This window comes from Pedobacter aquatilis, from assembly GCF_030409415.1.
GTDB classification, from domain to species: domain Bacteria; phylum Bacteroidota; class Bacteroidia; order Sphingobacteriales; family Sphingobacteriaceae; genus Pedobacter; species Pedobacter aquatilis.
In genome coordinates this window covers 169476-194973 of sequence record NZ_JAUFPW010000013.1, presented here as the reverse complement: position 1 = coordinate 194973, position 25498 = coordinate 169476, and the positions used below count along the sequence as shown (strand labels likewise).

General features: G+C 35.2%; 21 protein-coding genes and 1 riboswitch. Of the genes, 9 read left to right on the top strand and 12 right to left on the bottom strand.

From position 1 onward, the window contains the following. Positions 1-93 precede the first annotated feature (93 nt). Positions 94-294, top strand: a riboswitch (cobalamin riboswitch). A 195-nt stretch (positions 295-489) separates the two neighbouring features. The 3 genes from metE to QWY86_RS08265 all read left to right on the top strand — a co-directional run bounded on the left by metE (position 490) and on the right by QWY86_RS08265 (position 4059). Beyond that, positions 490-2823, top strand: a complete 2334-nt coding sequence (metE, locus tag QWY86_RS08275) for a 5-methyltetrahydropteroyltriglutamate--homocysteine S-methyltransferase (protein WP_290240776.1) — start codon at positions 490-492, stop codon at positions 2821-2823. A 112-nt stretch (positions 2824-2935) separates the two neighbouring features. After that, positions 2936-3322: an acyl-CoA thioesterase gene (locus QWY86_RS08270; RefSeq protein ID WP_290240773.1), complete on the top strand. Its 387-nt coding sequence runs from the start codon at positions 2936-2938 to the stop codon at positions 3320-3322. Between the two features lie 68 nt (positions 3323-3390). Beyond that, complete coding sequence (locus QWY86_RS08265) at positions 3391-4059, top strand: class I SAM-dependent methyltransferase (protein ID WP_290240771.1); 669 nt, start codon at positions 3391-3393, stop codon at positions 4057-4059. A gap of 155 nt (positions 4060-4214) precedes the next feature. Here QWY86_RS08265 and QWY86_RS08260 read toward each other — a convergent pair whose 3' ends face one another. From QWY86_RS08260 to QWY86_RS08250, 3 genes are read right to left on the bottom strand one after another with little or no spacing between them, the layout of a single operon-like run. Then, positions 4215-5024 carry a phosphatidate cytidylyltransferase gene (locus tag QWY86_RS08260; protein ID WP_290240770.1) on the bottom strand — a complete coding sequence of 270 codons (810 nt, stop codon included), beginning with the start codon at positions 5022-5024 and terminating at the stop codon, positions 4215-4217. A 46-nt stretch (positions 5025-5070) separates the two neighbouring features. Beyond that, on the bottom strand, positions 5071-5277 hold the full coding sequence (locus QWY86_RS08255) for a putative signal transducing protein (RefSeq protein ID WP_290240767.1): 207 nt from the start codon (positions 5275-5277) through the stop codon (positions 5071-5073). Next, positions 5258-6184 carry a CPBP family intramembrane glutamic endopeptidase gene (locus QWY86_RS08250; protein WP_290240765.1) on the bottom strand — a complete coding sequence of 309 codons (927 nt, stop codon included), beginning with the start codon at positions 6182-6184 and terminating at the stop codon, positions 5258-5260. Before QWY86_RS08250 ends, QWY86_RS08255 begins: the two co-directional genes overlap by 20 nt. 44 nt (positions 6185-6228) lie before the next feature. On the opposite strand from QWY86_RS08250, the gene dusB reads away from it, so the two are divergent. Both dusB and apaG read left to right on the top strand, forming a co-directional pair. Continuing rightward, positions 6229-7236: a tRNA dihydrouridine synthase DusB gene (gene dusB, locus QWY86_RS08245; protein ID WP_290240763.1), complete on the top strand. Its 1008-nt coding sequence runs from the start codon at positions 6229-6231 to the stop codon at positions 7234-7236. A gap of 37 nt (positions 7237-7273) precedes the next feature. Beyond that, on the top strand, positions 7274-7660 hold the full coding sequence (apaG, locus tag QWY86_RS08240) for a Co2+/Mg2+ efflux facilitator ApaG/CorD (protein WP_290240761.1): 387 nt from the start codon (positions 7274-7276) through the stop codon (positions 7658-7660). An 867-nt stretch (positions 7661-8527) separates the two neighbouring features. On the opposite strand, the gene QWY86_RS08235 is transcribed toward apaG, so the two are convergent. Next, positions 8528-9223: a zinc metallopeptidase gene (locus tag QWY86_RS08235; RefSeq protein ID WP_290240759.1), complete on the bottom strand. Its 696-nt coding sequence runs from the start codon at positions 9221-9223 to the stop codon at positions 8528-8530. 84 nt (positions 9224-9307) lie between these two features. Between QWY86_RS08235 and QWY86_RS08230 the strand changes: the two genes are divergently transcribed. Next, positions 9308-10447 (top strand): NAD(P)/FAD-dependent oxidoreductase, encoded by a 1140-nt coding sequence (locus QWY86_RS08230; RefSeq protein ID WP_290240757.1) that lies wholly within the window; start codon positions 9308-9310, stop codon positions 10445-10447. A gap of 240 nt (positions 10448-10687) precedes the next feature. Then, positions 10688-12058, top strand: a complete 1371-nt coding sequence (locus QWY86_RS08225; RefSeq protein WP_290240756.1) for a DNA recombination protein RmuC — start codon at positions 10688-10690, stop codon at positions 12056-12058. Between the two features lie 91 nt (positions 12059-12149). On the opposite strand, the gene thiL is transcribed toward QWY86_RS08225, so the two are convergent. The 3 genes from thiL to nadA form a co-directional block, all read right to left on the bottom strand. Continuing rightward, a complete protein-coding gene (gene thiL, locus QWY86_RS08220) occupies positions 12150-13190 on the bottom strand; it encodes a thiamine-phosphate kinase (RefSeq protein WP_290240754.1) in 1041 nt (346 codons plus the stop codon). A 124-nt stretch (positions 13191-13314) separates the two neighbouring features. Beyond that, complete coding sequence (locus QWY86_RS08215; RefSeq protein ID WP_290240752.1) at positions 13315-14547, bottom strand: dicarboxylate/amino acid:cation symporter; 1233 nt, start codon at positions 14545-14547, stop codon at positions 13315-13317. A 76-nt stretch (positions 14548-14623) separates the two neighbouring features. Continuing rightward, entirely contained in the window at positions 14624-15622 is a 999-nt protein-coding gene (gene nadA, locus QWY86_RS08210) for a quinolinate synthase NadA (RefSeq protein WP_494338194.1), read from the bottom strand. A 448-nt stretch (positions 15623-16070) separates the two neighbouring features. Here nadA and nadB point away from each other — a divergent pair, with 448 nt between their 5' ends. Then, positions 16071-17657, top strand: coding sequence for an L-aspartate oxidase (nadB, locus tag QWY86_RS08205; RefSeq protein WP_290240747.1), 1587 nt, complete (start codon positions 16071-16073; stop codon positions 17655-17657). Positions 17658-17721: 64 nt separating this feature from the next. Then, positions 17722-18237 carry a gamma carbonic anhydrase family protein gene (locus QWY86_RS08200; protein WP_290240746.1) on the top strand — a complete coding sequence of 172 codons (516 nt, stop codon included), beginning with the start codon at positions 17722-17724 and terminating at the stop codon, positions 18235-18237. On the opposite strand, the gene QWY86_RS08195 is transcribed toward QWY86_RS08200, so the two are convergent. From QWY86_RS08195 to ybeY, 5 genes are all read right to left on the bottom strand, one after another. Continuing rightward, positions 18238-19881, bottom strand: coding sequence for an Ig-like domain-containing protein (locus QWY86_RS08195; RefSeq protein WP_290240744.1), 1644 nt, complete (start codon positions 19879-19881; stop codon positions 18238-18240). It abuts the gene before it with no gap. 122 nt (positions 19882-20003) lie between these two features. Next, positions 20004-21866 (bottom strand): tRNA uridine-5-carboxymethylaminomethyl(34) synthesis enzyme MnmG, encoded by a 1863-nt coding sequence (gene mnmG / locus QWY86_RS08190; RefSeq protein ID WP_290240742.1) that lies wholly within the window; start codon positions 21864-21866, stop codon positions 20004-20006. 99 nt (positions 21867-21965) lie between these two features. Next, positions 21966-23828, bottom strand: coding sequence for an ABC-F family ATP-binding cassette domain-containing protein (locus tag QWY86_RS08185; protein ID WP_290240739.1), 1863 nt, complete (start codon positions 23826-23828; stop codon positions 21966-21968). A gap of 207 nt (positions 23829-24035) precedes the next feature. Then, positions 24036-24668 (bottom strand): GIN domain-containing protein, encoded by a 633-nt coding sequence (locus QWY86_RS08180; protein WP_290240737.1) that lies wholly within the window; start codon positions 24666-24668, stop codon positions 24036-24038. 376 nt (positions 24669-25044) lie between these two features. Further along, positions 25045-25485 carry an rRNA maturation RNase YbeY gene (gene ybeY / locus QWY86_RS08175; protein ID WP_290240735.1) on the bottom strand — a complete coding sequence of 147 codons (441 nt, stop codon included), beginning with the start codon at positions 25483-25485 and terminating at the stop codon, positions 25045-25047. Between the last annotated feature and the right edge of the window lie 13 nt (positions 25486-25498).

Genomic DNA, 25498 nt, shown 5'->3' with positions numbered 1-25498 from the left:
ATTCTCTGCTGTAAATTTGTTACTTAATTTACGGCTTCCTTTCCTCGTGCTTATTGCATACATTTGCTGTTGATGTAAGTTCTTAACTTTATTTTTTCATCAACCGATGTTGGTCTCCGGGTAATGCTGGAGTTAATAGGGAATCGTGTGCAAATCACGAGCTGTCGCGCAACTGTAAATTCTGTCTTCGATTAAAAAGACAACAGTTTTATCAAATATGCCACTGTACAAAAGTATGGGAAGGCGATAAAACCGGGAATAAGTCAGGAGACCTGCCCATATCGAATTGACGATGCTTTCGCGTTATAAAGCTTTTAGTCAGGTTCGATTTACAACGATAAATTAATTTTTATTTGATTTTTCTTTAGGCCAAAGTGGCTGCGAAGCGATTTTGTTGTGTCCGCATCTTTCTATAATTTTTTTATTTACGCATTGCAAATATTGCCTTAAGAGCTTTTAAACGATTTATTCACTTAATCTTTAAAAGAAATGCTAACGCAAAATCTGGGCTATCCGCGAATTGGTAGCCAACGAGAATTAAAAAAAATCTGCGAAAATTATTGGGCAGAAAAAACCGGCTACAAAAATGTGTTGCAGGTTGGAAAAAACATTCGCCATGAAAATTGGCAGCTTCAAAAAAAGGCTGGAATAGACTTAATTCCATCCAACGATTTTTCATTTTACGATCACGTACTCGACCATTCCTTAATGTTTGGCGCCATTCCTAAACGCTATAATGAGGTTATCCTTAAAAAAGGAAATTCCGAATTAGATTTATACTTCGCAATGGCTCGTGGTTACCAGAAAGATGGCCTTGATGTTGTAGCGATGGAAATGACAAAATGGTTTGATACAAACTACCATTACATCGTTCCTGAATTTTATAAAGACCAGCCATTTAAGCTTTTTTCAACAAAAATTATTGATGAGTTTTATGAAGCTAAACAATTAGGCATTACAACAAAACCTGTTCTAATTGGCCCGGTTTCTTATTTATTGATGGGTAAAGAAAAATCGAAAGGTTTCGATAAAATCGATTTAATCAAAAATCTGCTTCCAGTTTATTTGGATATTTTAACACGTTTAAGTGCTTTAGATGTGGAATATATCCAATTTGATGAGCCTTTTTTAACGCTCGATTTATCAGAAAAGGAACAGCAAGCTTTCGCTTATGTTTACAAGGAGATTAAAAAAGCTTTTCCACAATTAAAAATTATTCTTGCAACTTATTTTGAAGGTTTGGGTAATAATTTAGCCCTAACTACATCTCTTCCTATTGATGTTTTACATATTGATTTGGTAAGAGCGCCACAGCAATTGGATGACGTTATATCATCATTAAACGAGAAAACGATTCTTTCACTTGGATTGATTGACGGTCGGAATATTTGGAAAAATGACTTTGAAAACTCTTTAGAAACTATTAATAAAGCGGTTGGAAAACTTGGAAAAGACAGGGTTTGGATTGCGCCATCTTGCTCTTTAATTCATAGTCCGGTTGATTTAGATCATGAAACCAACGAACAAAATTTATCGGCAGAAATTAAGCAATGGCTTGCTTTTGCCAGGCAGAAAGTTGATGAAATAGTTACCATTAAAAAACTCGCTACAAATGAAAACCCTGCATCTACCTTGCAAAAATTTGAAGCCAATAAAACTGCAATTGCCGATAGAAAAAGTTCCTTGTTAATACACAATCCCAGCGTTAAGCAAAGGGTTGCAGATTTAAAGAAAGTAGATTCTGAACGTTTAAATAAATTTGCTGAACGGAAAATTAAACAAAGCGAACTTAATCTACCACAGTTTGCAACCACCACCATTGGTTCATTTCCACAAACAACGGAAGTGAGAAGCTGGCGGGCAAAGTTTAAAAATGGAACTTTTACCGAAGAAGAATACAATACACTTATTGCCGAAGAAACGGCAAAAGCGGTAAAATGGCAAGAGGATATTGATTTAGATGTTTTAGTTCATGGAGAATTTGAACGTAATGATATGGTTGAATATTTTGGAGAGCAACTCGATGGTTTTGCGTTTTCCAAAAATGGCTGGGTGCAAAGTTATGGCTCCCGCTGTGTAAAACCACCAATTATTTATGGTGATATTTCCAGGCCGAAACCAATGACCGTAAAGTGGACTTCCTACGCACAATCGCTTACAGAGAAGCACATGAAAGGCATGTTAACAGGCCCAGTTACCATTCTGCAATGGTCTTTTGTTCGTAACGATCAGCCCCGTTCGGTTACCTGTAAACAAATTGCTTTAGCCATTAGAGATGAAGTTTGCGATTTGGAAAAAGCCGGTATTAAAATTATACAAATTGATGAACCCGCCATTAGAGAGGGTTTGCCATTACGCAAAGCGGATTGGCAAGAATACCTGAATTGGGCAGTGGATGCTTTTAAAATTTCAGCAAGTGGGGTGCAGGACGAAACGCAAATTCATACACATATGTGCTATTCTGAATTTAATGATATCATCCAGAATATTGCAGATATGGATGCCGATGTGATAACGATAGAAACCTCTCGTTCGCAAATGGAGCTGTTGGATGCTTTTGCAGATTTTAAATATCCAAACGAAATTGGACCGGGCGTTTACGACATACACTCGCCAAGAGTGCCAAACCGGGAAGAAATGATAACCCTGCTAAAAAAAGCGAAAGCGGTAATTCCTGCTGAGCAAATTTGGGTAAACCCAGATTGTGGTTTGAAAACCCGTGGTTGGGATGAAACTAAAAAAGCATTAATAGAAATGGTAGAAGCCGCAAAAGAAATGCGTAAAACGGAGCATGTTTTAGCCGCAGAACATTTGATTAATTAATACTTTTGCCACGGAATCACAGAAAACACGGAAGAAATTAAAAATAGAGAATATTTTACTAAAATTAGTTCCGTGTAAATCTATGTTTTCGTGGCATTTAACATAAATCAACATGACCCTAGAAGAAAGAATACAAGCATCGAAAACTAGTATATTCAAAGCCGTTTTTCCAAATACAACAAATCATTATGACACCTTATTCGGTGGCACAGCAATGCACCTTATGGATGAAGTTGCCTTCATCACAGCCACTCGTTTTAGCAGGCAAATTATGGTAACCGTTAGTAGTGATAGAATCGACTTTAAGAAATCTATCCCTGCCGGAACAATTATCGAATTAATTGGCCAGGTTACTAAAGTTGGCAACACCAGCTTAAAGGTTAATGTAGAAATTTATATTGAGCAAATGTATGCCGAAGGACGAGAGTTAGCCGTACACGGCGATTTTACATTCGTGGCAATAGATGAAAATAAAAAACCAGTTCAGGTAATTAAGTAGCCGAATATTTTACAAGATTTTTTGATAACGATATAAGGTTTGCCGCTTTTAACTGAGTAAATTGCAATATGGAAAATCAAATACCTGAAGAACATTTAAAGGAAATTGCCCGCCAGTTAAGTTGCCCGGATGGAGCGCATGGTATAAAAACTGGTGAGATGATGAATGTTAGCAATATTGGCATGACCACAAGCGCTATTGAAGCCTTAAATTTAAAAGCAAACAACGTTGTTTTGGAGCTTGGACATGGGAATGCTGCACATGTTGCTAATGTTTTAAATAAAGCTGAAAATGTAACTTATTTCGGTGCTGATATTTCGAAAACAATTATTACCGAAGCAGAGCGCATAAATGCAAAATTTATTGCAGAATATAAAGCCTCGTTCTTTTTAACAAACGGAGAAACTTTGCCATTTGAGGATAAAATTTTCGACAAAATATTTACCGTTAATACCATATACTTTTGGCAAAACCCAACTGAGTATTTAAAGGAGATTAAACGAGTCTTAAAGCCTACAGGCTCATTAACTATCGCTTTCGCTGATAAAACCTTTATGGAAACGCTGCCCTTTACAAAATTTGGTTTTAATTTATACGATGAACAAAGAGTACTGACTGTTTTAGAAACTTCGGGTTTTAAAGTTTTAAAATCAACTAAAAATAACGAAGAAATTAACAGTAATGCAGGCTTTATGGTGAGTCGGGATTATTACGTTATTTCGGCAGTTTGCACTTAAATAGTAGCATAGGCAAAACTTAAATAAACCGGATTGTAGCGGAAATCCTTTTTTGTTTTTTCTGGCTTTAATCAAGCAAAGCCGTGTCACAAAAAAGATTGCAGCAAAAAGCCGGACCAACGTAAAGATTAATTACTGAAGATGATTTTCGAATATTAATACAAAATCAAATACAAGTACGCGTAAACAACCGGAGCGGCAAGCAGTAAGCCGTCAAACCTGTCGAGTAACCCACCATGACCAGGTAATAAACCGCCGCTATCTTTTGTATCCAGACTGCGTTTTAGCATAGATTCTACTAAATCGCCCAATGTACCAAAACTGGCGATTAGAATTGCCATTCCAACCCAAACAATCGGTGTATTCTCTTTAAATAGAAACGATAAACCATAAGCAACTAATGCGCTGGTAAACATGCCGCCGAAAAAACCTTCCCAACTTTTTTTAGGCGAGTGGCGTTCGAATAATTTTCGTTTTCCGTACTTAACCCCGAACATATATGCACCCGTATCGTTTGCCCAAAGCATTAAAAGAAAGGCAAGGGGAAGATGATAATCAAATGTATTCCATTCGCGTAGAAAACCCAAAGCGTGGAAAAAACAGAACGGAATCGTTACGTATACAAAGCCAACAAAAGTGTAAGAAATGTTTGCAAACGGAATTTTGCTTTTTTTATAAAGTTCTGTTATAAAAACCGAAAATATTAGCGGAATGCAAAGTAAAAGGTATTTAACATCGTAATTTAAGTAGTGCAAACCTGCAGCCATTAAAAATATTAAGGAACTTGCCATCAAGCCAATATTTCTATGGGGGCGAATGCCTGAATTTTTGATGAGTTTGTAAAACTCAAACAAAGAAAGTACGCTTAAAATGAGGTAGAAAATTGTAAAAACATACGAATCTAAAAACACGGAGCCAAGCATTACAATTGTAAAGAAAAAGGCTGTTATTGCTCTTGTTTTCATAATGGAAGATGGAAATGGTAGATGGATAATGAATAATTTGCAAACCTTATTCAATTTCGTTTTTAACGATGTATTCAATGGCTTTATCAAAATCTGCCTTGCTTACCAAAACATTAATTTCACCGATATTGTAAGCCGATAGTTGTTTGTTAATTATAACGGCAGGAATATCTTCTTCAATTAATCCTTGTTTTAATACTTCGGCTGCAAATGCATCGCCAGTTGTATATACTTTAACCCAGTTTTCGCTCACGTTGTGCTGTATCTTTAAAAAATTTAAACAAAGCTATGGTAATTATTGCACTAATTAAATAGCCGTACCACGGAAAACCCATAGGTTCATCGGCTTTATTTAATGGAATATTGTTTTTTTGCAGATATAGAGAGACGCAAACCGCATAGGCATTATTTAAAAAATGTGCCAACATTGCATACCAAAGGCTTCCACTGTAATAATATAAATAACCAAAGCCAGCGCCCAAAAGCATTCTTGGCACGAAGCCATAAAATTGCACGTGTATGGCGCTGAAAATAATGGCCGAAATCCAAATTGCTGCATGGTGATTGCCAAACATTTTATCAATTGAACGTTGTACACCACCACGAAACATTAATTCTTCGCCAATTGCGGGCAATACAGCTATCATTACTAGGTTTACAATAAAATCCCAATTGTTTCTAACTGTTAATAATTGAATGGTCATTTTCATTGCAACAGCTTCACTTTCTTTCATCCAATCTTCCAACCATTTTAAACTTTGCGGTAAAGCCATTTTTTGGTTCCAGATTGCAGTCCACTCCATTAAAGGCATGGAGAAAATCATAATTACCAGAACCAGAGAAAGCAGTACAACCTTCGGTTTTCTAAAACCATAGAAGACGGATGTTTTTATGCCATTGGTTAAGGCCAGTGCAATTGGCGGCAAAATAAACATGCCTATTGAAGTGGCAATTTGAAGTATTTTTAATGCATCAATATATTTCGGGTCGCCAGATGTAATTAGCGCAAAATCTCTAATCAGGCCAGTTCCATATATCATTAAAAGGATAACAAAAGATATCAGCGTGAAAGCAACGGCTCCAATTATTGCGTAAAATAAAAGTAAAAGTAATTGCAGGAAAGGGTTGATTTCTTCCTTGTTAGGTGTTACAACATTCATTATTTGTACCTTTGTATGTTTTATTTAATCGTTGAAGATAGAAAATGTCTGTTAAGATAGGAAATATAGATTTAGGTGAATTCCCGTTATTGCTTGCGCCAATGGAGGATGTTAGCGATCCACCGTTTCGTTTTGTTTGCAAACAGAATGGTGCAGATTTGATGTATACCGAGTTTATTTCTTCTGAAGGATTAATTAGAGATGCCGCAAAGAGCATTCAAAAACTTGATATTTTCGAGTATGAACGCCCAATTGGCATCCAAATTTTTGGTGGCGATATCGAACACATGCGTGAAGCTTCAGAAATTGCATCGGCTGCAAATCCGGATTTGGTAGATATTAATTACGGCTGTCCGGTAAAAAATGTGGTTTGCAAGGGCGCTGGCTCTAGCTTGCTTCGCGATATTGATAAAATGGTTAAAATGACGGAAGCAGTTGTAAAAGCTTCGCATTTGCCCGTAACTGTAAAAACCCGTTTGGGTTGGGATGATGACACTAAAAATGTTTACGAAGTTGCCGAGCGACTTCAGGATGTAGGAATACAAGCTCTAACCATTCATGGTAGAACCAGGGCACAGCTTTACAAGGGCCAGGCCGATTGGTCGTTAATCAGAGAAATTAAGCGTAATCCACGCATTAAAATTCCAATTTTTGGTAATGGCGATGTTGATAGCCCAGAAAAAGCAGCAAATTGGCGCATGGAATATGAAGTAGATGGCATTATGATTGGCCGGGCGGCTATTGGTTATCCATGGATTTTTCGAGAAGTGAAACATTTCTTCAAGACTGGCGAGCATTTGGCTGGTCCAACCATTGAGGAAAGAATTAATGTTTGCCGTACCCATTTGGATAAATCTATCGAATGGAAAGGTCCAAAAACCGGAATTTTTGAAATGCGTCGTCATTATTCAAATTATTTTAAAGGTTTACCAGATTTTAAACCATATAGAATGCGATTGGTTTCTGAACCAGATATTGCAAACATTCACAGCATTTTAGACGAAGTGGCAGAAAAATTTGCCGACTACAATAGCGCAAGCGTAATGGCTTGATTTTTGAAAGGTTTTTCTTAAATTCGTTACTATCATCATGGTTACAGCAATTACAGATGGCGTTCAGGTTTCAGTAGAAACTATTTATCAACCGGAATATTCCAATCCGGCGAATGAACATTTTATGTTCGCTTACCGCATAGAAATCTCAAATCTTTCTGATTATCCTGTTCAGCTAATGCGCCGCCAATGGTTTATTTTCGATTCGAATAGTAGCCGCCGCGAAGTAGAAGGCGAAGGCGTTGTAGGTTTACAACCAATTATTCAACCAGGCGAAAGCCATGTTTATGTTTCGGGCTGTAATTTAAAAACCGACATGGGCAGCATGCAAGGCACATATTTAATGAATAGATTGGTTGATGATGCCGAATTCGAAGTAGAAATTCCGGAGTTTCAATTGATTGCTCCATATAGGCTAAATTAATTTTTTGTAAAACAAAGTTCTGTGGCATTGGCGGCCGAAAGTCCCGCTATCGCTTATAGTCCTCGCTTCGTACCTCGCTCCGGGCTATTTAGCTCTATCTGGTTTAGGCACAAACGGATTTGCTATAAAGAAAAAACCACCCCTAACCCCTAATGTCATTAACTTAAGGAGAAAACAAAAAAACCTTGTCATCCTGAGCTTGTCGAAGAACAGATGTTTTTTGTTTTTCGACTTCAAGCAAGGTCTTCAACAAGCTCAGACTGACAACTGAACTTATTAAGTTAATGACATTGCCCTAACCCCTCCTTGAAAAAAGGAGGGGAGTTCCCCTCAAAGTTTTAAAGCTTAAATTCTATTTTAAGTGAATGGTTTGGATTTTAATTTTACAAACCATCATTTTAGTTTTAAGCAAATTTAAAAAATCTCCATAAGGTCAAAATGACCACCCAATTCCAAAACTTTCATCAACCGTCATTTCGAGCGGAGCCGAGAAATCTTTGGATATAGAAACCCCTCTTTTCTAGAAGTTTAAAATGCACTTTAAAAGATTTCTGCACAAGGTCGAAATGACGAGGTGTAGTAAATTTGGTTGCTTGAAATCCGAAGAATTACATCTTTTGCTAAATAGCCCCGACATAAACGGAAATACTTTTGGTTACATAAGTTTTAGTTTACCACTTACAATAACCAAAAGATTGTAGTATTGGCGGGACTGTATAACCGAAGAACAACTGCAGGCTTTGCGCTTCAAATCCACAAACAATTACTATTTATAAGAATTAAGGATAGTAATCTTCCTAAATGCGAAAGCGGTCGAAAAATTAATTTCAAACCGCTTTTCAATTTTCATAGGTAAATGAAAATATTCTAATCTCTGCTTCTTCCAAAAAGCATAGATGCGTAATAAAGTAAGTTAGCAAGTGCGCCAATGGCTGCAACTACGTAAGTCATTGCTGCCCACCATAATGCATCCTTTGCTTGTGTGTTTTCTTCTTGTGTTTGCATTACACCTTGATTGTTTTTTAACCAGGCAAGCGCACGATTGCTCGCATCAAATTCTACTGGCAAGGTTACGATACTAAATATGGTAACCAAAGCTAAACCAACCACGCCGATAGCTAATACAATTGGTGTCACAGCAAAAACCAAGAGCATTACACCAATTAGCAATACCCATTGCAATAGGTTTGATGAAATACTTACTACAGGAACCATCGTACTGCGTAAATTTAGCCAAGAGTAAGATCTTGCATGCTGTACCGCGTGACCGCATTCGTGTGCGGCTACTGCTGCTGCTGCAACACTTCGGCTGTAATAAACATCTGTACTTAAGTTTACTGTTCTATCTGTTGGATTGTAATGATCTGTTAGCTGTCCTTCGGTACTCATCACCTTCACATCGAATATTCCATTATCATGCAACATCCTTTCTGCCACTTCTTTTCCCGATAAACCTGAGCTTAGTTGCATTTCAGCGTATTTAGAAAATTTATGCCTAAAACGCCATTGTACAAACATGCTAAGTAATAATACCGGGACGATTATAATTAAATAAATTCCCATTTTCTTTTGTGTATGTTTTTCATTTACGGATATATCAAAAAGCGATCCTATATTAAAAACCAACATTTTGTTTTAATTTTAAATATGAATAACCAATTATCTTACTGGGAAAAAACTGCCTTTTTTGATTTCGATATAATTATAGTTGGAAGCGGAATTGTAGGTTTGAATGCGGCTATTCATCTTATAACAACGATACCGAAATTAAAAATAGCCATATTGGAAAGTGGTTTTTTGCCATCGGGTGCGAGCACGAAAAATGCAGGTTTTGCTTGCTTTGGAAGCATTTCTGAACTGATGGAACAAGAAAAAATTTGTGGAATTAATGCGCTTGCCGACTTAATCGAAAAACGATGGAAAGGCATGCTAAAACTACGAAAAATTTTAGGCGATGACAAAATCGATTACAAGCAATTAGGCGGATATGAATTGTTTAAGCCTGATGATAAAATTTTGTCTACTGATTGTGTAGTTAAAATTGAACATTATAATAAATTAATACATTCTATTATTGGTCCTGATGCTTTTAAAGTTAATAACAGCAAGTTAAAAATTTTTGGTTTTGAAGGAATAGAAAGCATTATCGAAAACCGATACGAAGCACAAATAGATACAGGTAAAATGATGTTTGCCTTAATACAACTTGCACAACAATTAGGTGTTTCTATTTTTAATAGCTGTGAGGTAGAAGAAATTTCGACAGATGAAAACAAGCCAATTGTAAAAACCAGGCAAGGCAATTTTAAAGGAAAAAAAGTAATTGTAACTATAAATGCTTTTGTTAATAAACTAATTCCGGGATTAGATGTAAAACCCGGAAGAGGACAAGTTTTGGTAACAAAACCAATTAAAAAATTAAAAGTTGCAGGCACATTCCATTACGATAAAGGCTATTACTATTTTAGAAATATTAATGATAGAATTTTGCTCGGCGGTGGTAGAAATTTAGATTTTAGAACTGAGGAAACAACTGAATTGGGATTAACAACAAAAATTCAGGATGCTTTGTACAATCTTTTAAATGAAGTTATTTTACCAGGTACTGATTTTGAAATTGATTATAAATGGAGCGGAATTATGGCCTTTGGCAAAACGCTATCACCAATAATAACAGAAGCAAAACCAAATGTTTTTTGTGCGGTTAGGTGTAATGGTATGGGCGTTGCAATGGGTAGCCAAACCGGAGCTGATGTTGCTGAATTGGTTTTGAGAGATTTCTTCTAAATCGTAAATTTTTTAGTTAAGTTTCCCGTTCATTCGCAATAGCTTTTATTGCACCTTGTATGGTACTTGTTCGAGACTTCTTCGAAAAAAGTACCTATTCTTCGAAGAAGTCTCGAAGGAGGTCCGAAGAAAGTGCATCTTTTACCTTAAAATATTTGTTAACTCCTTGAGTAAAGTGTTTGGCAAATTATTTTGGTAATTCTATTTTAAATATTGATTTTTACTAAAAATATTATCAATATGGAGTTTGCACCAATCGTTTTATTAGTCGTTATCTTAATTGTTTTAGTGCTGTTATTTCTAAAAAAGCCACAAAATGGATTGTCAGTAATTTCTGTTGAAGATTTCGAAAAATTAAAGACTGAAAATGATGCTTTAAAAATCTCATTGGCAAAGGCTGATGAGCGGACTTCAAACTTATCTGCCGAGAAAGAACATATTACCTTACTACTTAAGCAAGAACAACAACGCTTAATCAACGAATTGCAAACCGAACGCGATAGATTAGCCGATGCCAATCGAGAATTAGAAGGAACAAAGTCATTTTATCAAGCAGAAAAAGAAAAATTGGCAGCCCAAAAAGCAAGTTTAGAGCAAAATCAAGAGAAGTTTAATAAAGATTTTGAATTGATAGCCAATAAAATTTTAGAAGAGAAATCCATCCGTTTTGTTGAACAGAATAGAACAAATTTAGATTTGATTTTAAATCCGCTGAAAGAAAATATAAAGGCATTTGAAGAAAAGGTCGAAAAAGTTTACAAAGCCGAATCAGATGAGCGAAATATTTTGAAAGGCGTAATTTCTGAGCTTCAGATACAAAGTAAACTTATTCAGGAAGACGCCAATAATTTAACCAAAGCTTTAAAGGGCGACAGTAAAAAGCAAGGTAATTGGGGCGAGGTTATCCTAGAAAAAGTTTTAGAACGTTCGGGTTTGGTTCGGGATCAGGAGTATCGCATTCAAGCCTCGCTGATATCCGCCGAAGGCGGTCGCTACCAACCAGATGTTGTTATTGACTTACCAGACGGTAAACATCTTGTTGTTGATGCTAAGGTGAGTTTGGTTGCATACGAGCGTTCTGTGTCAGCCGAAACGGATGAAGAGCGTGAGGGCTATGTAAAACAGCATTTAACTTCTATTAAGAATCACATACAAGAACTTTCATCTAAAAATTATCAGGATTTGTACAAAATTAATTCTCCCGATTTTGTTTTACTTTTTGTACCGATTGAATCCTCTTTTAGTATTGCCGTACAAAAAGATGCAGAGCTTTTCAATTTTGCCTGGGATAGAAAGGTGGTTATCGTAAGTCCGTCTACTTTGTTGGCAACCTTACGCACCATTGCAAGCATGTGGAAACAGGAAAGACAAAATAGAAATGTAATGGAAATTGCTCGTTTAAGCGGAAGTATGTACGATAAATTTGTAGGTTTTATTTCGGATATGGAAACTATCGGCAAACACATCAAAAATGGTCAGGATGCTTACGATAAAGCCTTAAATAAATTATCTGATGGTTCTGGAAATCTGGTTAATACTTCAGAAAAGATTAAAAAATTGGGGGCAAAAGCGACGAAGCAAATTGATATGAAGTATTTGGAAGAGGAGTAATATAAAAAGTCGTCATTGCGAGGCACGAAGCAATCTAATAGTAGAGATTGCTTCGTACCTCGCAATGACGAGGGTGCTAGAAATACCTCAATTATTTATTAAAAGCATTCCAACCTTGTGCTTTCAGCTCATGTACATTATCTGATTTTGAAACCATTTTGCAGCCTGAATTTTTATCGGTAACATGACCAATCACGGTAATGTCTACATCGTGCTTTAATTTTTTATAATCTTCCTGAGAAATGGTAAACAGCAATTCATAATCTTCACCACCACTCAAAGCACAAACTGTAGGGTCAATTCCCAATTCACGGGCCGTTTCATAAGTCATTGGGTCGATGGGAATTTTTTCTTCGTAAATGGTTATACCTTTATCGCTTTGCGTTGCCAGGTGTAAAATTTCAGAAGCCAAACCATCAGAAATATCAATCATTGAAGTGGGTTTGATGTTCATATCTTCCAATAAAGCAACAATATCCATTCTGGCTTCTGGTTTTAATTGGCGCTCTATGATATAATCTTTTCCCTCTAAATCTGGCTGAATTTGAGGATTTTCCAGATAAATTAATTTCTCTCTTTCCAAAATTTGAAGCCCAACATAAGCACCACCTAAATCGCCCGAAACACAAAGTAAATCGTGTTCTTGCGCACCATTTCTATAGGTAACTTTATCAGCATCGGCATAACCAATACTGGTCACGCTGATAACCAATCCTTGTTTGCTTGATGAGGTATCTCCACCAATTAAATCGATGTTAAACTTATTACAAGCCAATTCAATTCCTTTGTAAATTTCCTCTACAGCCTCTAGCGGAAACTTACTAGATAACCCTATGGAAACTGTTATTTGGCTTGCCTTGCCATTCATTGCATATATATCACTCAAATTAACTTGAACGGCTTTATAACCTAAGTGCATAAGTGGTACATAAGATAAATCGAAATGAATTCCTTCTAAGAGCAAATCTGTTGATATAAGCGTTTGTTGTCCTTTTGCATCTAAAACGGCAGCGTCATCACCAATACCTTTTACCGAGTAATCATTCTTAATTTTAAAATTGGTGGTTAAATGCTTAATCAAGCCAAATTCACCTAATTCATTTATATCTGTACGTTCTTTGTTTTCAAACATATTTTTACTTTTTTTTGCAATAATGGGGCGAAGCCCCCGAATTTATTTTTATAAATATTCGTCATGCTGAATTTATTTCAGCATCTTTTAAAGTAGACGCTGAAATAAATTCAACGTGACGACATCAGTTTAATTTACTCTCCATCCAGTTTTTTCCTTCAGTAAATCTGGCGATTAACATCGCTGCAACATTATCTCCGGTAGCATTTAATAAGGTAGCCATAGGATCAACTAAAGTTCCAATTATCATTGCTGGTGGAAGTGCTTCAGGTGGTAATTGATAAGCAGAAATCATTAATAATTCTCCAATGTAACCACCGTTTGGTATTCCACCTTCAACGATACTCACTAATACGGTAATGCCCAAAGCTAAAAGTATGGTATCTACACTGGTTAAATCTTTACCGAAAATTGCAAAAACAACCGCAATTTTAACGATAGAGCTAATACTCGAACCATCTTTATGTAGAGTTGAACCTAACGGAATGGTCACATTTGTGATGTAAGCAGGAACACCCATTTTCGAACTTCCTTCCAAATTTGCAGGAATAGTTGCAATGCTACTACAGGTTCCTACCGAAGTTAATGATGGTACAATATTGTTTTTCCAAAAGATTTTTATTGCCTTAAAACCTCCAGCAATGAAGGCATAGAGCGTAAAAAATACGATGAAATAAAATGCACCAACTCCGTAATACAAACCCAAAGCTTTAGCATAAGTTCCAAATAGTTGTGGACCGAAAACACCAACCTGATAAGCAAAATATGCCCCTAAACCAATTGGTCCAAGCTTCATTATCAGGATGATAAGCTTTTTCATTACTTCATTTCCTGAAACCAGAAAATTTTTGAAACCTTCACCATCTTTACCCGAATATAATGTTGAAAACCCTACCAAAACTGAGAAAATGATTAAGGCTAGCATATTTTTACGGCTGCCAATCTCAAAAAATTCTCCAACAGTTAAAAGTTGAGTCATTTGTTCACCAAAAGATTGAATTTTCTCATTCTCTAATGGCAAAACATTATGACCAAGTTCCTGATGAATTGGAAAAATCCATGTTGCAACCAAAGTCAGCATAGCTGAAATTAATATCGTTGATAAGAAAACAAGCACCATTATGGTAAGCAGTTTTCCTAACTTTTTTGACCTGTCGATATTCGCTATTGCCGAAGAAACTGCAAAAAATACCAGTGGAATTACGGCTGTAAACAACAGGTTTAGAAATATATCTCCTAGTGGTTTTATACTTTCAACGCTTTTCCCAAAAATTAAACCCACAATGCTACCAACGGTTATTCCGAGGAGCAACCAGAGCAAGCCTGAATAATTTTTAAGGATATCTGTTATTTTCATTTTTATTATTTATCCAAAAGTCCGTCTGAGTTTATCGAAGACTAATGCACTTCGACAAGCTCAGTGTGGCAATTTTTTACAACCCTAATTCTGCAGAAATATCTAACATTCTTTGAATTGGTTTGCGAGCTTGTTCTATAATATGTTCTGGAACAGTTACTTCCGGTGAACTATTTTTTAAACATAAATATAGTTTTTCTAAAGTATTTCGCTTCATGTATGGGCAATCGTTACAAGCACAACTATTATTTGGTGGCGCAGGAATAAAAGTTTTATCCGGGCAAGCTTTCTCCATTTGGTGGATAATACCACTTTCTGTAGCGACAATAAATTCAGTTGCTGGATTGGAAATGGCATATTTTAACAAGCCTGTAGTAGAACCGATGTAATCAGCCATTCGTAAAACTGGTTCCTCACATTCCGGGTGGGCAATAAATTTTGCATTCGGATGGCGTTCTTTAAGCTTTGTAATTTTCTCCTGAGAAAAAATTTCATGAACCATACAAGCACCATTCCACAATACTAAATCCCTACCTGTTTTTTTAGCAACCCAGGCTCCTAAATTTCTATCCGGTCCGAAAATAATTTTTTGGTCTTTAGGTAAGCTTTCTACAATCTGAACCGCATTTGTAGATGTACAAACAATGTCACTTAAAGCTTTTAATTCAGCTGTGCAGTTTACGTATGTAATCACCAAATGGTCGGGATATTTCTCCTTAAATTTTTTAAACAAGTGCGGTGGACAACTATCTGCCAAAGAACAACCAGCTTTAACATCTGGCAATAAAACCTTTTTTGTAGGCGATAATATCTTTGCCGTTTCTGCCATAAAATGCACTCCGGCAAATACAATTACCTCAGCATCAGTTTTTGCAGCTTCTTGAGATAAGCCTAAACTATCTCCAATATAGTCAGCAATATCTTGAATATCAGGTTCTTGATAATAATGCGCCAAAATAATCGCATTCTTTTCTTTCTTTAATTTCTCGATTTCAACAAACAAGTCTAGTGTCGGGTCAATATCTTCCTCTACAAATCCTTTTTTGTTAATTTCTTCTAAGACATCTATGTTCATTTTTAAATTTTCCTTTTTTGAATTTTGACGTTGGTCAAAGATAAAGCTTTCCACGTCTCAATAATTAATAAGTTATTTTAAATAAATAAATCTTGTTTGTTTATTAGTGTGTTAGTATTGTTGGCAAGTTTCGAAAATAAGTTCGTTTATGTAAGTTGTTAATCGTTTACTAACATTTAGATTACATTTTTGTAATATGATAAGATTGATTTTCAGCACTATCGAAAAATGTCTCAAAATTTATCAATACTGGAATGTTAATTGTTTAAAATGTGTGAAAAGTTAATTACTTGTACAAATGTGCTTAAAAATTGGGTAAAAGATTGTGGCAAATTGTCTTTTTAGAGTAGCTTTAAACATTCAAATTTATTTGTTAGTCTTATTTCTACATAAAGCTAACAGTTGTTCTATAGTTATCAACAGCGTTGATAAAGTAAATGTTTTTTAGATGAGAAAAGTAGATTTTCTGGTAATTGGTTCAGGTATAGCGGGTTTGAGTTTTGCGCTTAAAGCGGCTAAGTATGGTAAGGTTTTAATCGTTACAAAATCTAACGAAGATGAATCAAATACAAAATATGCACAAGGCGGTGTTGCAGTTGTTGTGGATAAGGATGACTCATTTGAAAAACATATAGACGATACCTTGATAGCGGGCGATGGTTTGTGTGATAAAAAAATTGTGGAAATCGTTGTAAAAGAGGGACCTCAGCGCATTCAGGAGATCATAGATTATGGCATAAACTTCGATAAAGATAATGCAGGTTTTTACGATTTAGCTAAAGAGGGTGGTCATTCTGAACATCGTGTTTTGCACTACAAAGACATCACCGGATATGAAATTGAAAGGGTTTTGTTAAAAGAAATTCATGAGAATCCGAACATAGAGATATTAACACATTACTTTGCCCTGGAGTTAATTACCCAGCATCACCTTGGTGAGTTTGTTGATAAACGTACCGAAGATATTAACTGTTATGGTATATATGCCTTTAACACAGAGCTTAACGATGTGGAAAAGATTGTGGCAAACGTTACAGTGATGGCTTCGGGTGGTGCCGGACACGTTTATTCTGCCACTACAAATCCGGTAATTGCAACAGGCGATGGTATGGCGATGGTTTACCGTGCTAAAGGAAAAGTTAGGAATATGGAGTTTATTCAGTTCCATCCAACGGCTTTGTATCACCCTGGAGAGTATCCATCTTTCTTAATTTCTGAAGCTGTTCGTGGTTTCGGTGGTGTACTTCGTCGTAAAAATGGGGAGGAGTTTATGCAAGAATATGATGAGCGTAAATCTTTAGCGCCACGTGATGTTGTGGCCAGGGCAGTTGATAATGAAATGAAAAAATCGGGTGATGATTTTGTGTATTTGGATATTACGATGAGAAAGAAAGCAGATATTCTTAAACATTTTCCTAATATATACGCCAAATGTCTATCTATTGGTATTGATATGACCAAGGATTATATTCCGGTTACACCTGCCTCACATTACATGTGTGGTGGTATTTTGGTTGATGAATATGGTCGGTCTTCTATTAAAAATTTATACGCTTGTGGCGAATGTTCATCTACTGGCTTACATGGTGCTAACCGATTGGCTTCCAATTCATTGCTAGAAGCTACCGTTTTTGCACATCGTATTTATCAAGATGCAATTGAGCATTTTAAAAACAATATTATACCTGATAATATCCCGGAGTGGGATTCTAAAGGTGTAACGCAAAGTAATGAGGATGTATTAGTCACGCATAATCTTCGTGAGTTACAAAAAATTATGGGCGATTATGTTGGTATTGTTCGTTCTGATTTCCGTTTAGAAAGAGCGCATCGTAGACTATTTTTAATTTATCAGGAAACGGAAGAATTTTATAAAATGAATAAAGTTTCAGTTAAACTTTGCGAGTTGAGAAACGTTATTCAAACTGCTTATTTGGTTATCAAGTCTGCCATGCAACGTAAAGAGAGTAGGGGATTGCATTTTACTACTGACTATCCTAATCACGCTGAAAAACTAATTGATACTGTATTTTAATTTATTCATGGTCTTCGATAGCTGAGTACATTCAATTTTACATCAGACATCTAACATTTTAATTATGCCTTTAATACTTCCAGTAAAAAATAAATATCCAGAAATAGGAAAAGATAATTTCATTGCGGAAAACGCTACTATAGTTGGCGATGTTATCTTAGGTAATAATTGTTCGGTTTGGTTTAATGCGGTAATTAGAGGTGATGTGAATGCGATTACGATAGGAAATGATTCTAATATACAGGATGGTGCTGTAATTCATGCTACGTATTTAAAAGCATCAACACATATTGGAAATCGAGTTTCTGTTGGACATAATGCTATTGTACATGGCTGTACAGTTCAGGATAATGTATTGATTGGAATGGGGGCTATTGTGATGGATAATGCAGTTATTGAAGAATATTGTATTATAGCAGCTGGTTCTGTTGTTTTGGAAAATACAATTTGTGAAACAGGTTTTCTTTATGCCGGAACACCTGCAAAAAAAATAAAGCCTATTACTGATGAGCAAAGGGCTTTACTAAATAAGTTACCTGATAATTATATTATGTATTCTGAGTGGTTTACAAAGCCATAATTATTGTTTTGGCGGAGGAGGGATAGTTAGATTATTTTCAATATCCCAGTTTGGTCTTAAAGAAATTTCATCTTTTGAATACCAGATTTTTTCTGGTTGAATACCAGATTTTACATTTCCGGTATCCCAAATTCCATTTTTATTTTCATCGTAAACTACTCTGATTAAATACTTAGCAGCCGGATAATTATTAAAGTTAAGTTTAATGTTTGATCTGATGTTGTAAGATTTTATCAATACTTTTTTCTCATTCAGAATTTCAACCAAATAACTTTTTGCAGTATCCGGAACCGAAATATTCAAGGCTAAATTACCGTAATTATCAGTAGCATCTAGTGTGAATTTTTTTACAAATTCTTTGTTTTTAGCATTAAAGATTCCGGTAAATGCACCTGCTGCAAATTTTAAATCATAATTTCTCTTTGCTCTCCAAGGGAAGATAACATAGTATTTAAGAAAATCCGTACTGTCTTTTAATAATTGAAATGTAGTTCTTTTTATCGAATCATCTAATAAAGTAATCTTTGATGCATCTGCGCCTGTAATAGGAATAGGAAAATTGAGCGTATAACGCTGAAACGGATTAAGTTTTCCGGCTCCTGCATTATCTGTAGGCGTTAAATCACGTGTGTAAGTATCTCTTTTGGATCGACTTAAATTAACATTTTGTAATACTTTCCCACCATCCTTTATAGCAACTTTTACAGAATCAAAGCTTAAATCATTTAACCAAACCTTTGCTGTATCGTTGTTTTTGCTAAATACAACTCGTTTGCCAACGTCAATTGCAGCTGGTTCAACAACCGTTATTTCAGGTTTTTTAAGTTGCTGAGTAAAGCTTAAACTAATGCTACCGTCTGTATTTATTTTGCTTTCAGTAACTCGAAATTCTGGGGCTAATTCCTTGAAAACGTTAAGATTAACATTCTCAACGTTTTTATCGATTTCTATAGGCTCTTTTATAAAACCTACTTCATCTGTTATCTGCTGATATATTTTATCTCCACCACCTTTAATTTCTTTTAAAGCATAAACTTTGTATTTTCCCTTTCTTAAGTTGTTGAGTTTGTAATTTCCTGAGCTATCGGTTAAGGTATAAATTGATGGACGTCTTTTTCCAAACAGCGTATCTCTTTCAACAGGTAATATAAAAACTGTTACATCCATTTCATCTTCACCAGTAAAACCGTTCGTAACTTTTCCACTTAAAGATAAAGAATCTATCTCCGGCCCAGTTGAAAAAACATAAGAGAAATTTTTTAAAACATTACTTTCATTTATGTCGGCAATAGACTTACCAAAATTTAAAGTGTAAGTTGTATTTTTTTCAAGCGTATCGGCAATGGAAATCTCTAGAGATTTTTTCTTAATTTTTAAAATAGGTGCTTTTTCTAATTCTGGTGAAATTGAAAATTCTTTGGTTTCATCTACGATTTTAAAATACTCATCAAAATTTATTACAATTTTTTTAGCATTAAAATTCCTTGTTAAATTTTTTGGCGTTATGCTTAAAACCTTCGGTGGCGTTTTATCTTGCGGACCACCAGTAATGGGTTGGGGGGACGCACAGCCAAAAAAACCTGCAATAATTGCTAAGGCAATTAAATTTATTAGATTAAAATACTGTTGTTTTAAATTTGGCATTTTTTAAGCGTTCTAAGACGTTTTAATTGTTTCTGGAACTGTAAGGTTAAAAATTATTTTTATTCGATTCTGTGAAATTATTTTTTAATTCAATATATTTTTTATAAATTACTGATTATCAATTACTTATTTATGTAAACCATTAAAACTGAAATATCTGATGGCGAAACACCCGAAATTCTTGATGCCTGACCTAAAGTTCGAGGTTTTATTTTAAATAATTTTTCGCGAGCTTCTTTTGAGATGGAAACAATTTTATTGTAATCAAAGTCTGGACGAATTTCCTTGTCCTCCATCTTAAGCATTTTAGCTACAATTTCATTTTCCTTTTCGAAATAGCTTTCGTACTTAATTTTTATTTCAGCTTGCTCAATTGTTTCTTCGTCTAGTTCTTTAGTTGCTTCTGCCAATGGCTTACTCACTTTAATAATATCTTGTAAACCAACATGTGGTCTACCAACTAAACTATGTATTTTTACATTTTGATTTAACGCACTTGACCCTAAACTTTCGAGCATTGGATTTGCATCAGCCATCTCAATACCCTGGCTTTTTGTAAATTTTACTAACGCATCTGCAGCGGCAACTTTTTGTTTAACTTTTTCTAAACGTTCATCAGATATCAAACCCAATTCGTGTCCGATAGGAGAGAGACGGATATCTGCATTATCTTGTCTTAATAATAACCGATGTTCAGCTCTTGATGTAAACATTCTGTAAGGCTCTTCCGTACCTTTGGTAACTAAATCATCAATTAAAACACCTATATAACTTTCTGATCTTTTCATGATCAGTTCATGATTATCATTAATTTTTTGATGTGCATTTATACCAGCCATAAAACCTTGGCAAGCCGCTTCTTCGTATCCAGTTGTTCCGTTTATCTGTCCAGCTAAAAATAGATTACTTATTAATTTTGTCTCAAGTGTTAAAGATAATTGAGTTGGTGGAAAGAAATCATATTCAATAGCATAACCTGGTCTAAACATTTTGGCTTGTTCAAATCCTGGAATTAATCTCAAAGCTTTAAACTGTACATCTTCTGGAAGTGAAGTTGAAAAGCCATTTACATAAATTTCGCAGGTATTCCATCCTTCAGGTTCAACAAATATTTGGTGTCTGTCTCGCTCTGCAAAGCGATTGATTTTATCTTCAATAGATGGACAATACCTTGGACCTAGGCCTTTGATTCTGCCAGTAAACATTGGCGATTTTTCAAAACCTTCTTTTAAGGTTTCATGCACTTCGCTATTTGTATAAGTTATCCAGCAGCAACGTTGGTCAGTTGAAACTTCAGTGTCTGTAAAAGAGAATTTGCTTTTATCATTGTCACCCCATTGCTCTTCCATCATAGAATAATCTAAACTTCTTCCATCAACTCGGGGTGGGGTACCGGTTTTCATTCTCCCGGCTTCCATACCCAATTCTACTAATTGTTCAGTAATACCAGTTGAAGATTTTTCTGCTGTGCGACCACCTCCAAATTTCTTCTCACCAATATGGATAATTCCATTTAGAAACGTACCATTAGTAAGTACAACTGCCTTACTTTCTATCTCGATGCCAAGTGATGTTTTAACTCCGTAAACTGTATTATCTTTAACCAATAAACCCACAACACTGTCTTGCCACATATCAAGATTTTGAGTACGCTCTAAAGCTAATCTCCATTCTTCGGCAAACTTCATCCTGTCTATTTGTGCTCTAGGGCTCCACATTGCAGGGCCTTTAGATTTATTGAGCATTCTAAATTGTATGGTTGATTTATCTGATATAATTCCAGAATAGCCTCCCATTGCATCAACCTCACGTACTATTTGGCCTTTTGCTACGCCTCCCATTGCCGGGTTACAACTCATTTGAGCAATAGTCCCCATGTTCATGGTTATCAACAAAACTTTCGATCCTAAGTTAGCTGCAGCAGCAGCGGCTTCGCACCCTGCATGTCCAGCACCAACCACAATCAAATCATATTTAGAAAACATTTCAATCTATTATTAATGTTCCACGTGGAACGTAAACTTTATTTTATGTAATATTTATAATGTTCCACGTGAAACAACGTGAACAATTATTAGAAGTTATTAGTTATCCGAAAGCTCCAACCACCTAAACGTGTATTCATCTAAACGTTTTTTTAACGCTTCTATTTCCTTTGATACTTCCTGAATTTTAATATAATCCGAAGCATCTATAGATAGTAAAGTAGTGGTCAGTTTTGTAATCTCAAGCTCTGTATTCTCAATACCCTTTTCGCTTTCTTCTAGTTCTTTTTGCTCTTTGTAAGTTAATTTTTTAGTTGCTTTGGCTTGAATATTTTCTACAGTAGGAGCAGGTGCTTTCTTTGACTCAACCTTTTTCGGCAATTCTAAACTCAATCTATATTCAGAATAGTTTCCGTTGTAAATCTTAACTACACCTTCGCCTTCCATGATAAATAACTGGTCACTCATCTTATCTAACAGATATCTATCGTGAGAAACCAACATTAATATACCAGGGAAATTCTCTAAAAACTCTTCTAAAACATTTAAGGTATCAATATCTAGGTCGTTAGTTGGCTCATCTAAAATTAAGAAGTTTGGATTTTGCATTAAAACCTTCATCAAGTTTAAACGCTTCTTTTCTCCACCACTTAATTTTTCTACCATACCGTGCTGTTTTTTCGGAGGGAAAAGAAAAAGCGTTAATAGGGCAGAAGCTGTAATAACAGAACCGTCTGCCATCTTGATATATTCTGCATCTGATTTTACAATATCAATTACACGCTCCTTTGGATCGAAGGTTAAACCACCTTGCTTATAGTAGCCAAAAACTGTAGTTTCTCCAGTGTCTACCTTACCCGCATCTGGCGTTAATTGACTGGTAATAATATTTAGAAGTGTCGATTTACCAGTCCCATTTTTTCCTGCCAAACCAATTCTATCGCCTTTTTTAAAAGTATAGCTGAAATCATTTATAATCGGCCGACCATCAAAAGCCTTTTCGATATGCTCTAACTCAATTATCTTACCGCCTTGGCGAGACATCTTCATTTTAAGGGTAACACTTTGGTTATCAGACTTTTTCTTAGTTTTTTCTTCTAAATCGTAAAAGGCGTCAATCCTAGCTTGAGATTTTGTAGCACGAGCCTGTGGCATGCGCCTCATCCACTCTAATTCTTTCTTTAATAGCTGTTGGTTCTTATGTAAAACAGTTGCATCTAAAGCCTCCCTTTCACTTTTCTTTTCTAAAAAGTAAGCATAATTTCCATTGTAATTAAAAATCTTGCCCTTATCTAATTCCACAATTGTATTACACACATTATCTAAAAAATATCTATCGTGGGTAACAAGAAGAATTGTTTTTTGTCCAGTAGTTAAGAGTTTTTCCAACCATTCAATAGTATCAATATCTAAATGGTTGGTTGGTTCATCCAATACCAAAATCTCGGGATCTTCAATTAACAACTTAGCCAACGCCAAACGTTTCTTTTGTCCACCAGAAAGGGTAGATATTTTTTGTTGCAAGTGAGTAATGCCCATTCTATTTAAAATGGTTTTAATCTCATGCTCATATTCCCAAGCATTATGTTCACTTAGTTCTTCGTATAAACGATTAAGTGTTTTCTCGTCAGGATTCGGATTTTCAATTAGTTCTTCATACTCCTTGATTAATTGCTGTTGTTTATTCTCTAAAGAAAAAATATGATCGCTAATAGAAAAACCTTCAGTAAATTGAGGTTCCTGATCTAAGAAACCAATTTTAACAGCTTTATTTTTTACAATTTTACCTTCAAGCGGAGGGAATCTTTCTGCTAATAATTTTAAAAGGGTACTCTTACCAGCGCCATTAATTCCAACCAACGCTACACGCTGACCAGAGTTAATGCCTAAAGTTAAATTTTTAAATAGCCATTCATCATGATAACCATGACCTAAGCCTTCTGCCGCAATTAGTGTGCTCAATTTCTTTGTGTTTCGAATTTATAAAGGAAAATTGCTACAAAAGTACGGATAAAATATTTGAGAGAATGGATCGTATTTCTAAAGCGTAGCTTAAGCCCTAAATATGGCAGAATATTGATTATCTAAACCTATATAAAAAACAAAACAGCGGAGGAATCGCTCCGCCGCTGCTTCTATCATTAACTAAAACTAAACTTTATCTTTGATTTAGATTATCGTTTCCAATAATTCTAATTTTAAATCTTCAAAACGATTGGCGCTATAAACCACAATTGGCGCTGCACTTACATTACTATCAGTTGCAGTAAAATCGTTCATACCAACTTTTGCCGATGAGCTTAAAACCGCATTATAGTTTTCTGTACTTCCTTTTAAGTTAAGTGCACTTGCACCATTAATGTTAGTGGTTAAGCTTAACGTATTTGCAGTAATATCTGCGGTTGCTTTATCATTTAATACCACACTAAGGTTTAATAAATTAAAATTTCCGGCAGTTTTAACTGAAGAATTGTTGGATGCTTCAATATTTGTAATGTTATTTACATGTGCAATAACCGTTAATGCTTCAGCATTGAAAGAGCTAACCCTTAACTCACCATTTTGCTGTTGAACAAGTGCGTTTTTGGTATAATAGTTATCGAAAACCTCAACACTTTCTTTGGCATCTTGAATCAGAATCAATTTTACATTTCCACTGATTTTAATTTTGCTGATGTTTTTTACCGATGTCAAATTTGTGTAATTGTTACTTTTATCAGCTGCGTTAGCTGTTACGGCTGTTGCGCCTAAAATAATTGTTGTTAAAGCTGCTGTGAATAAATTTTTAATAGAGTTTTTCATGATTTTTATATTATAAATTTCTTAAATCCTTTTGTTGTTGTTTTGAATATAAGACTGCAATAGCGCAAAAACGTTGCACGGTAAATCATTGTATTATACCAGTTTGGAGATATTATAGACGAACGCCCAATAATATTAGACGAAAAGGAAATAAAAAATATTTTTGGAAAGCAAATTCCTGTTATGATAGGTGTGTTTGGTCCCGCTTTTTGCTACAACAAAGCTGAAAAAGCTTTTTGTTTTCGCTACAATCGGGTTTAAATAACTCTGGTACAGTAATTTATATTTAAGATAGCTTTGCCGATACATGAAGTCATTGCAAGAAACATGGGAATCTGAAATCGAAGCAATTAATCCAAATCAGGTTAGTGGTTTTTTATGCATTTAAGCCAGCCTCAGCTCTATAAGATAGATATTCATCTTCCTTTTGCGTCATAAGGGCTTTAGCAACCTTGCCTTTATCTTTGTAACCAAGCAAATGAAGCGTTCCGTGTATCATAATGCGGCAAACCTCATCAAAATCATTAGTTTTAAACGTTTTTGCATTTTCTTTAACACGTTGAATACTAATAAAGATATCACTAACAATTTTTTTTTCTTCTTCTGAATTATCGAATGTAATTATATCAGTATAGGTATCATGATTTAAATACTGCTGATTGATGCCAAGCAAATATTCATCACTACAAAAAATAAAGTTAAGTTCCTGAAGCTTAAATCCTTCTTTTTCAATAGTAGCTTTAATCCATTTTTTAACCTTCAGTTTTTGAGGAAGATTGTAAGTAACCGATTCAGTAAAAAATGAAATTGCAGGCATTCTTTGATATGTT

Excerpts from the sequence above, each read along its gene's own strand:
- metE (WP_290240776.1), top strand. The coding sequence starts at position 490 with ATGCTAACGCAAAATCTGGGCTATCCGCGAATTGGTAGCCAACGAGAA.
- QWY86_RS08270 (WP_290240773.1), top strand. The coding sequence starts at position 2,936 with ATGACCCTAGAAGAAAGAATACAAGCATCGAAAACTAGTATATTCAAA.
- QWY86_RS08265 (WP_290240771.1), top strand. The coding sequence starts at position 3,391 with ATGGAAAATCAAATACCTGAAGAACATTTAAAGGAAATTGCCCGCCAG.
- QWY86_RS08260 (WP_290240770.1), bottom strand. The coding sequence starts at position 5,024 with ATGAAAACAAGAGCAATAACAGCCTTTTTCTTTACAATTGTAATGCTT.
- QWY86_RS08250 (WP_290240765.1), bottom strand. The coding sequence starts at position 6,184 with ATGAATGTTGTAACACCTAACAAGGAAGAAATCAACCCTTTCCTGCAA.
- dusB (WP_290240763.1), top strand. The coding sequence starts at position 6,229 with ATGTCTGTTAAGATAGGAAATATAGATTTAGGTGAATTCCCGTTATTG.
- apaG (WP_290240761.1), top strand. The coding sequence starts at position 7,274 with ATGGTTACAGCAATTACAGATGGCGTTCAGGTTTCAGTAGAAACTATT.
- QWY86_RS08235 (WP_290240759.1), bottom strand. The coding sequence starts at position 9,223 with ATGGGAATTTATTTAATTATAATCGTCCCGGTATTATTACTTAGCATG.
- QWY86_RS08230 (WP_290240757.1), top strand. The coding sequence starts at position 9,308 with ATGAATAACCAATTATCTTACTGGGAAAAAACTGCCTTTTTTGATTTC.
- QWY86_RS08225 (WP_290240756.1), top strand. The coding sequence starts at position 10,688 with ATGGAGTTTGCACCAATCGTTTTATTAGTCGTTATCTTAATTGTTTTA.
- thiL (WP_290240754.1), bottom strand. The coding sequence starts at position 13,190 with ATGTTTGAAAACAAAGAACGTACAGATATAAATGAATTAGGTGAATTT.
- QWY86_RS08215 (WP_290240752.1), bottom strand. The coding sequence starts at position 14,547 with ATGAAAATAACAGATATCCTTAAAAATTATTCAGGCTTGCTCTGGTTG.
- nadA (WP_494338194.1), bottom strand. The coding sequence starts at position 15,622 with ATGAACATAGATGTCTTAGAAGAAATTAACAAAAAAGGATTTGTAGAG.
- nadB (WP_290240747.1), top strand. The coding sequence starts at position 16,071 with ATGAGAAAAGTAGATTTTCTGGTAATTGGTTCAGGTATAGCGGGTTTG.
- QWY86_RS08200 (WP_290240746.1), top strand. The coding sequence starts at position 17,722 with ATGCCTTTAATACTTCCAGTAAAAAATAAATATCCAGAAATAGGAAAA.
- QWY86_RS08195 (WP_290240744.1), bottom strand. The coding sequence starts at position 19,881 with ATGCCAAATTTAAAACAACAGTATTTTAATCTAATAAATTTAATTGCC.
- mnmG (WP_290240742.1), bottom strand. The coding sequence starts at position 21,866 with ATGTTTTCTAAATATGATTTGATTGTGGTTGGTGCTGGACATGCAGGG.
- QWY86_RS08180 (WP_290240737.1), bottom strand. The coding sequence starts at position 24,668 with ATGAAAAACTCTATTAAAAATTTATTCACAGCAGCTTTAACAACAATT.
- ybeY (WP_290240735.1), bottom strand. The coding sequence starts at position 25,485 with ATGCCTGCAATTTCATTTTTTACTGAATCGGTTACTTACAATCTTCCT.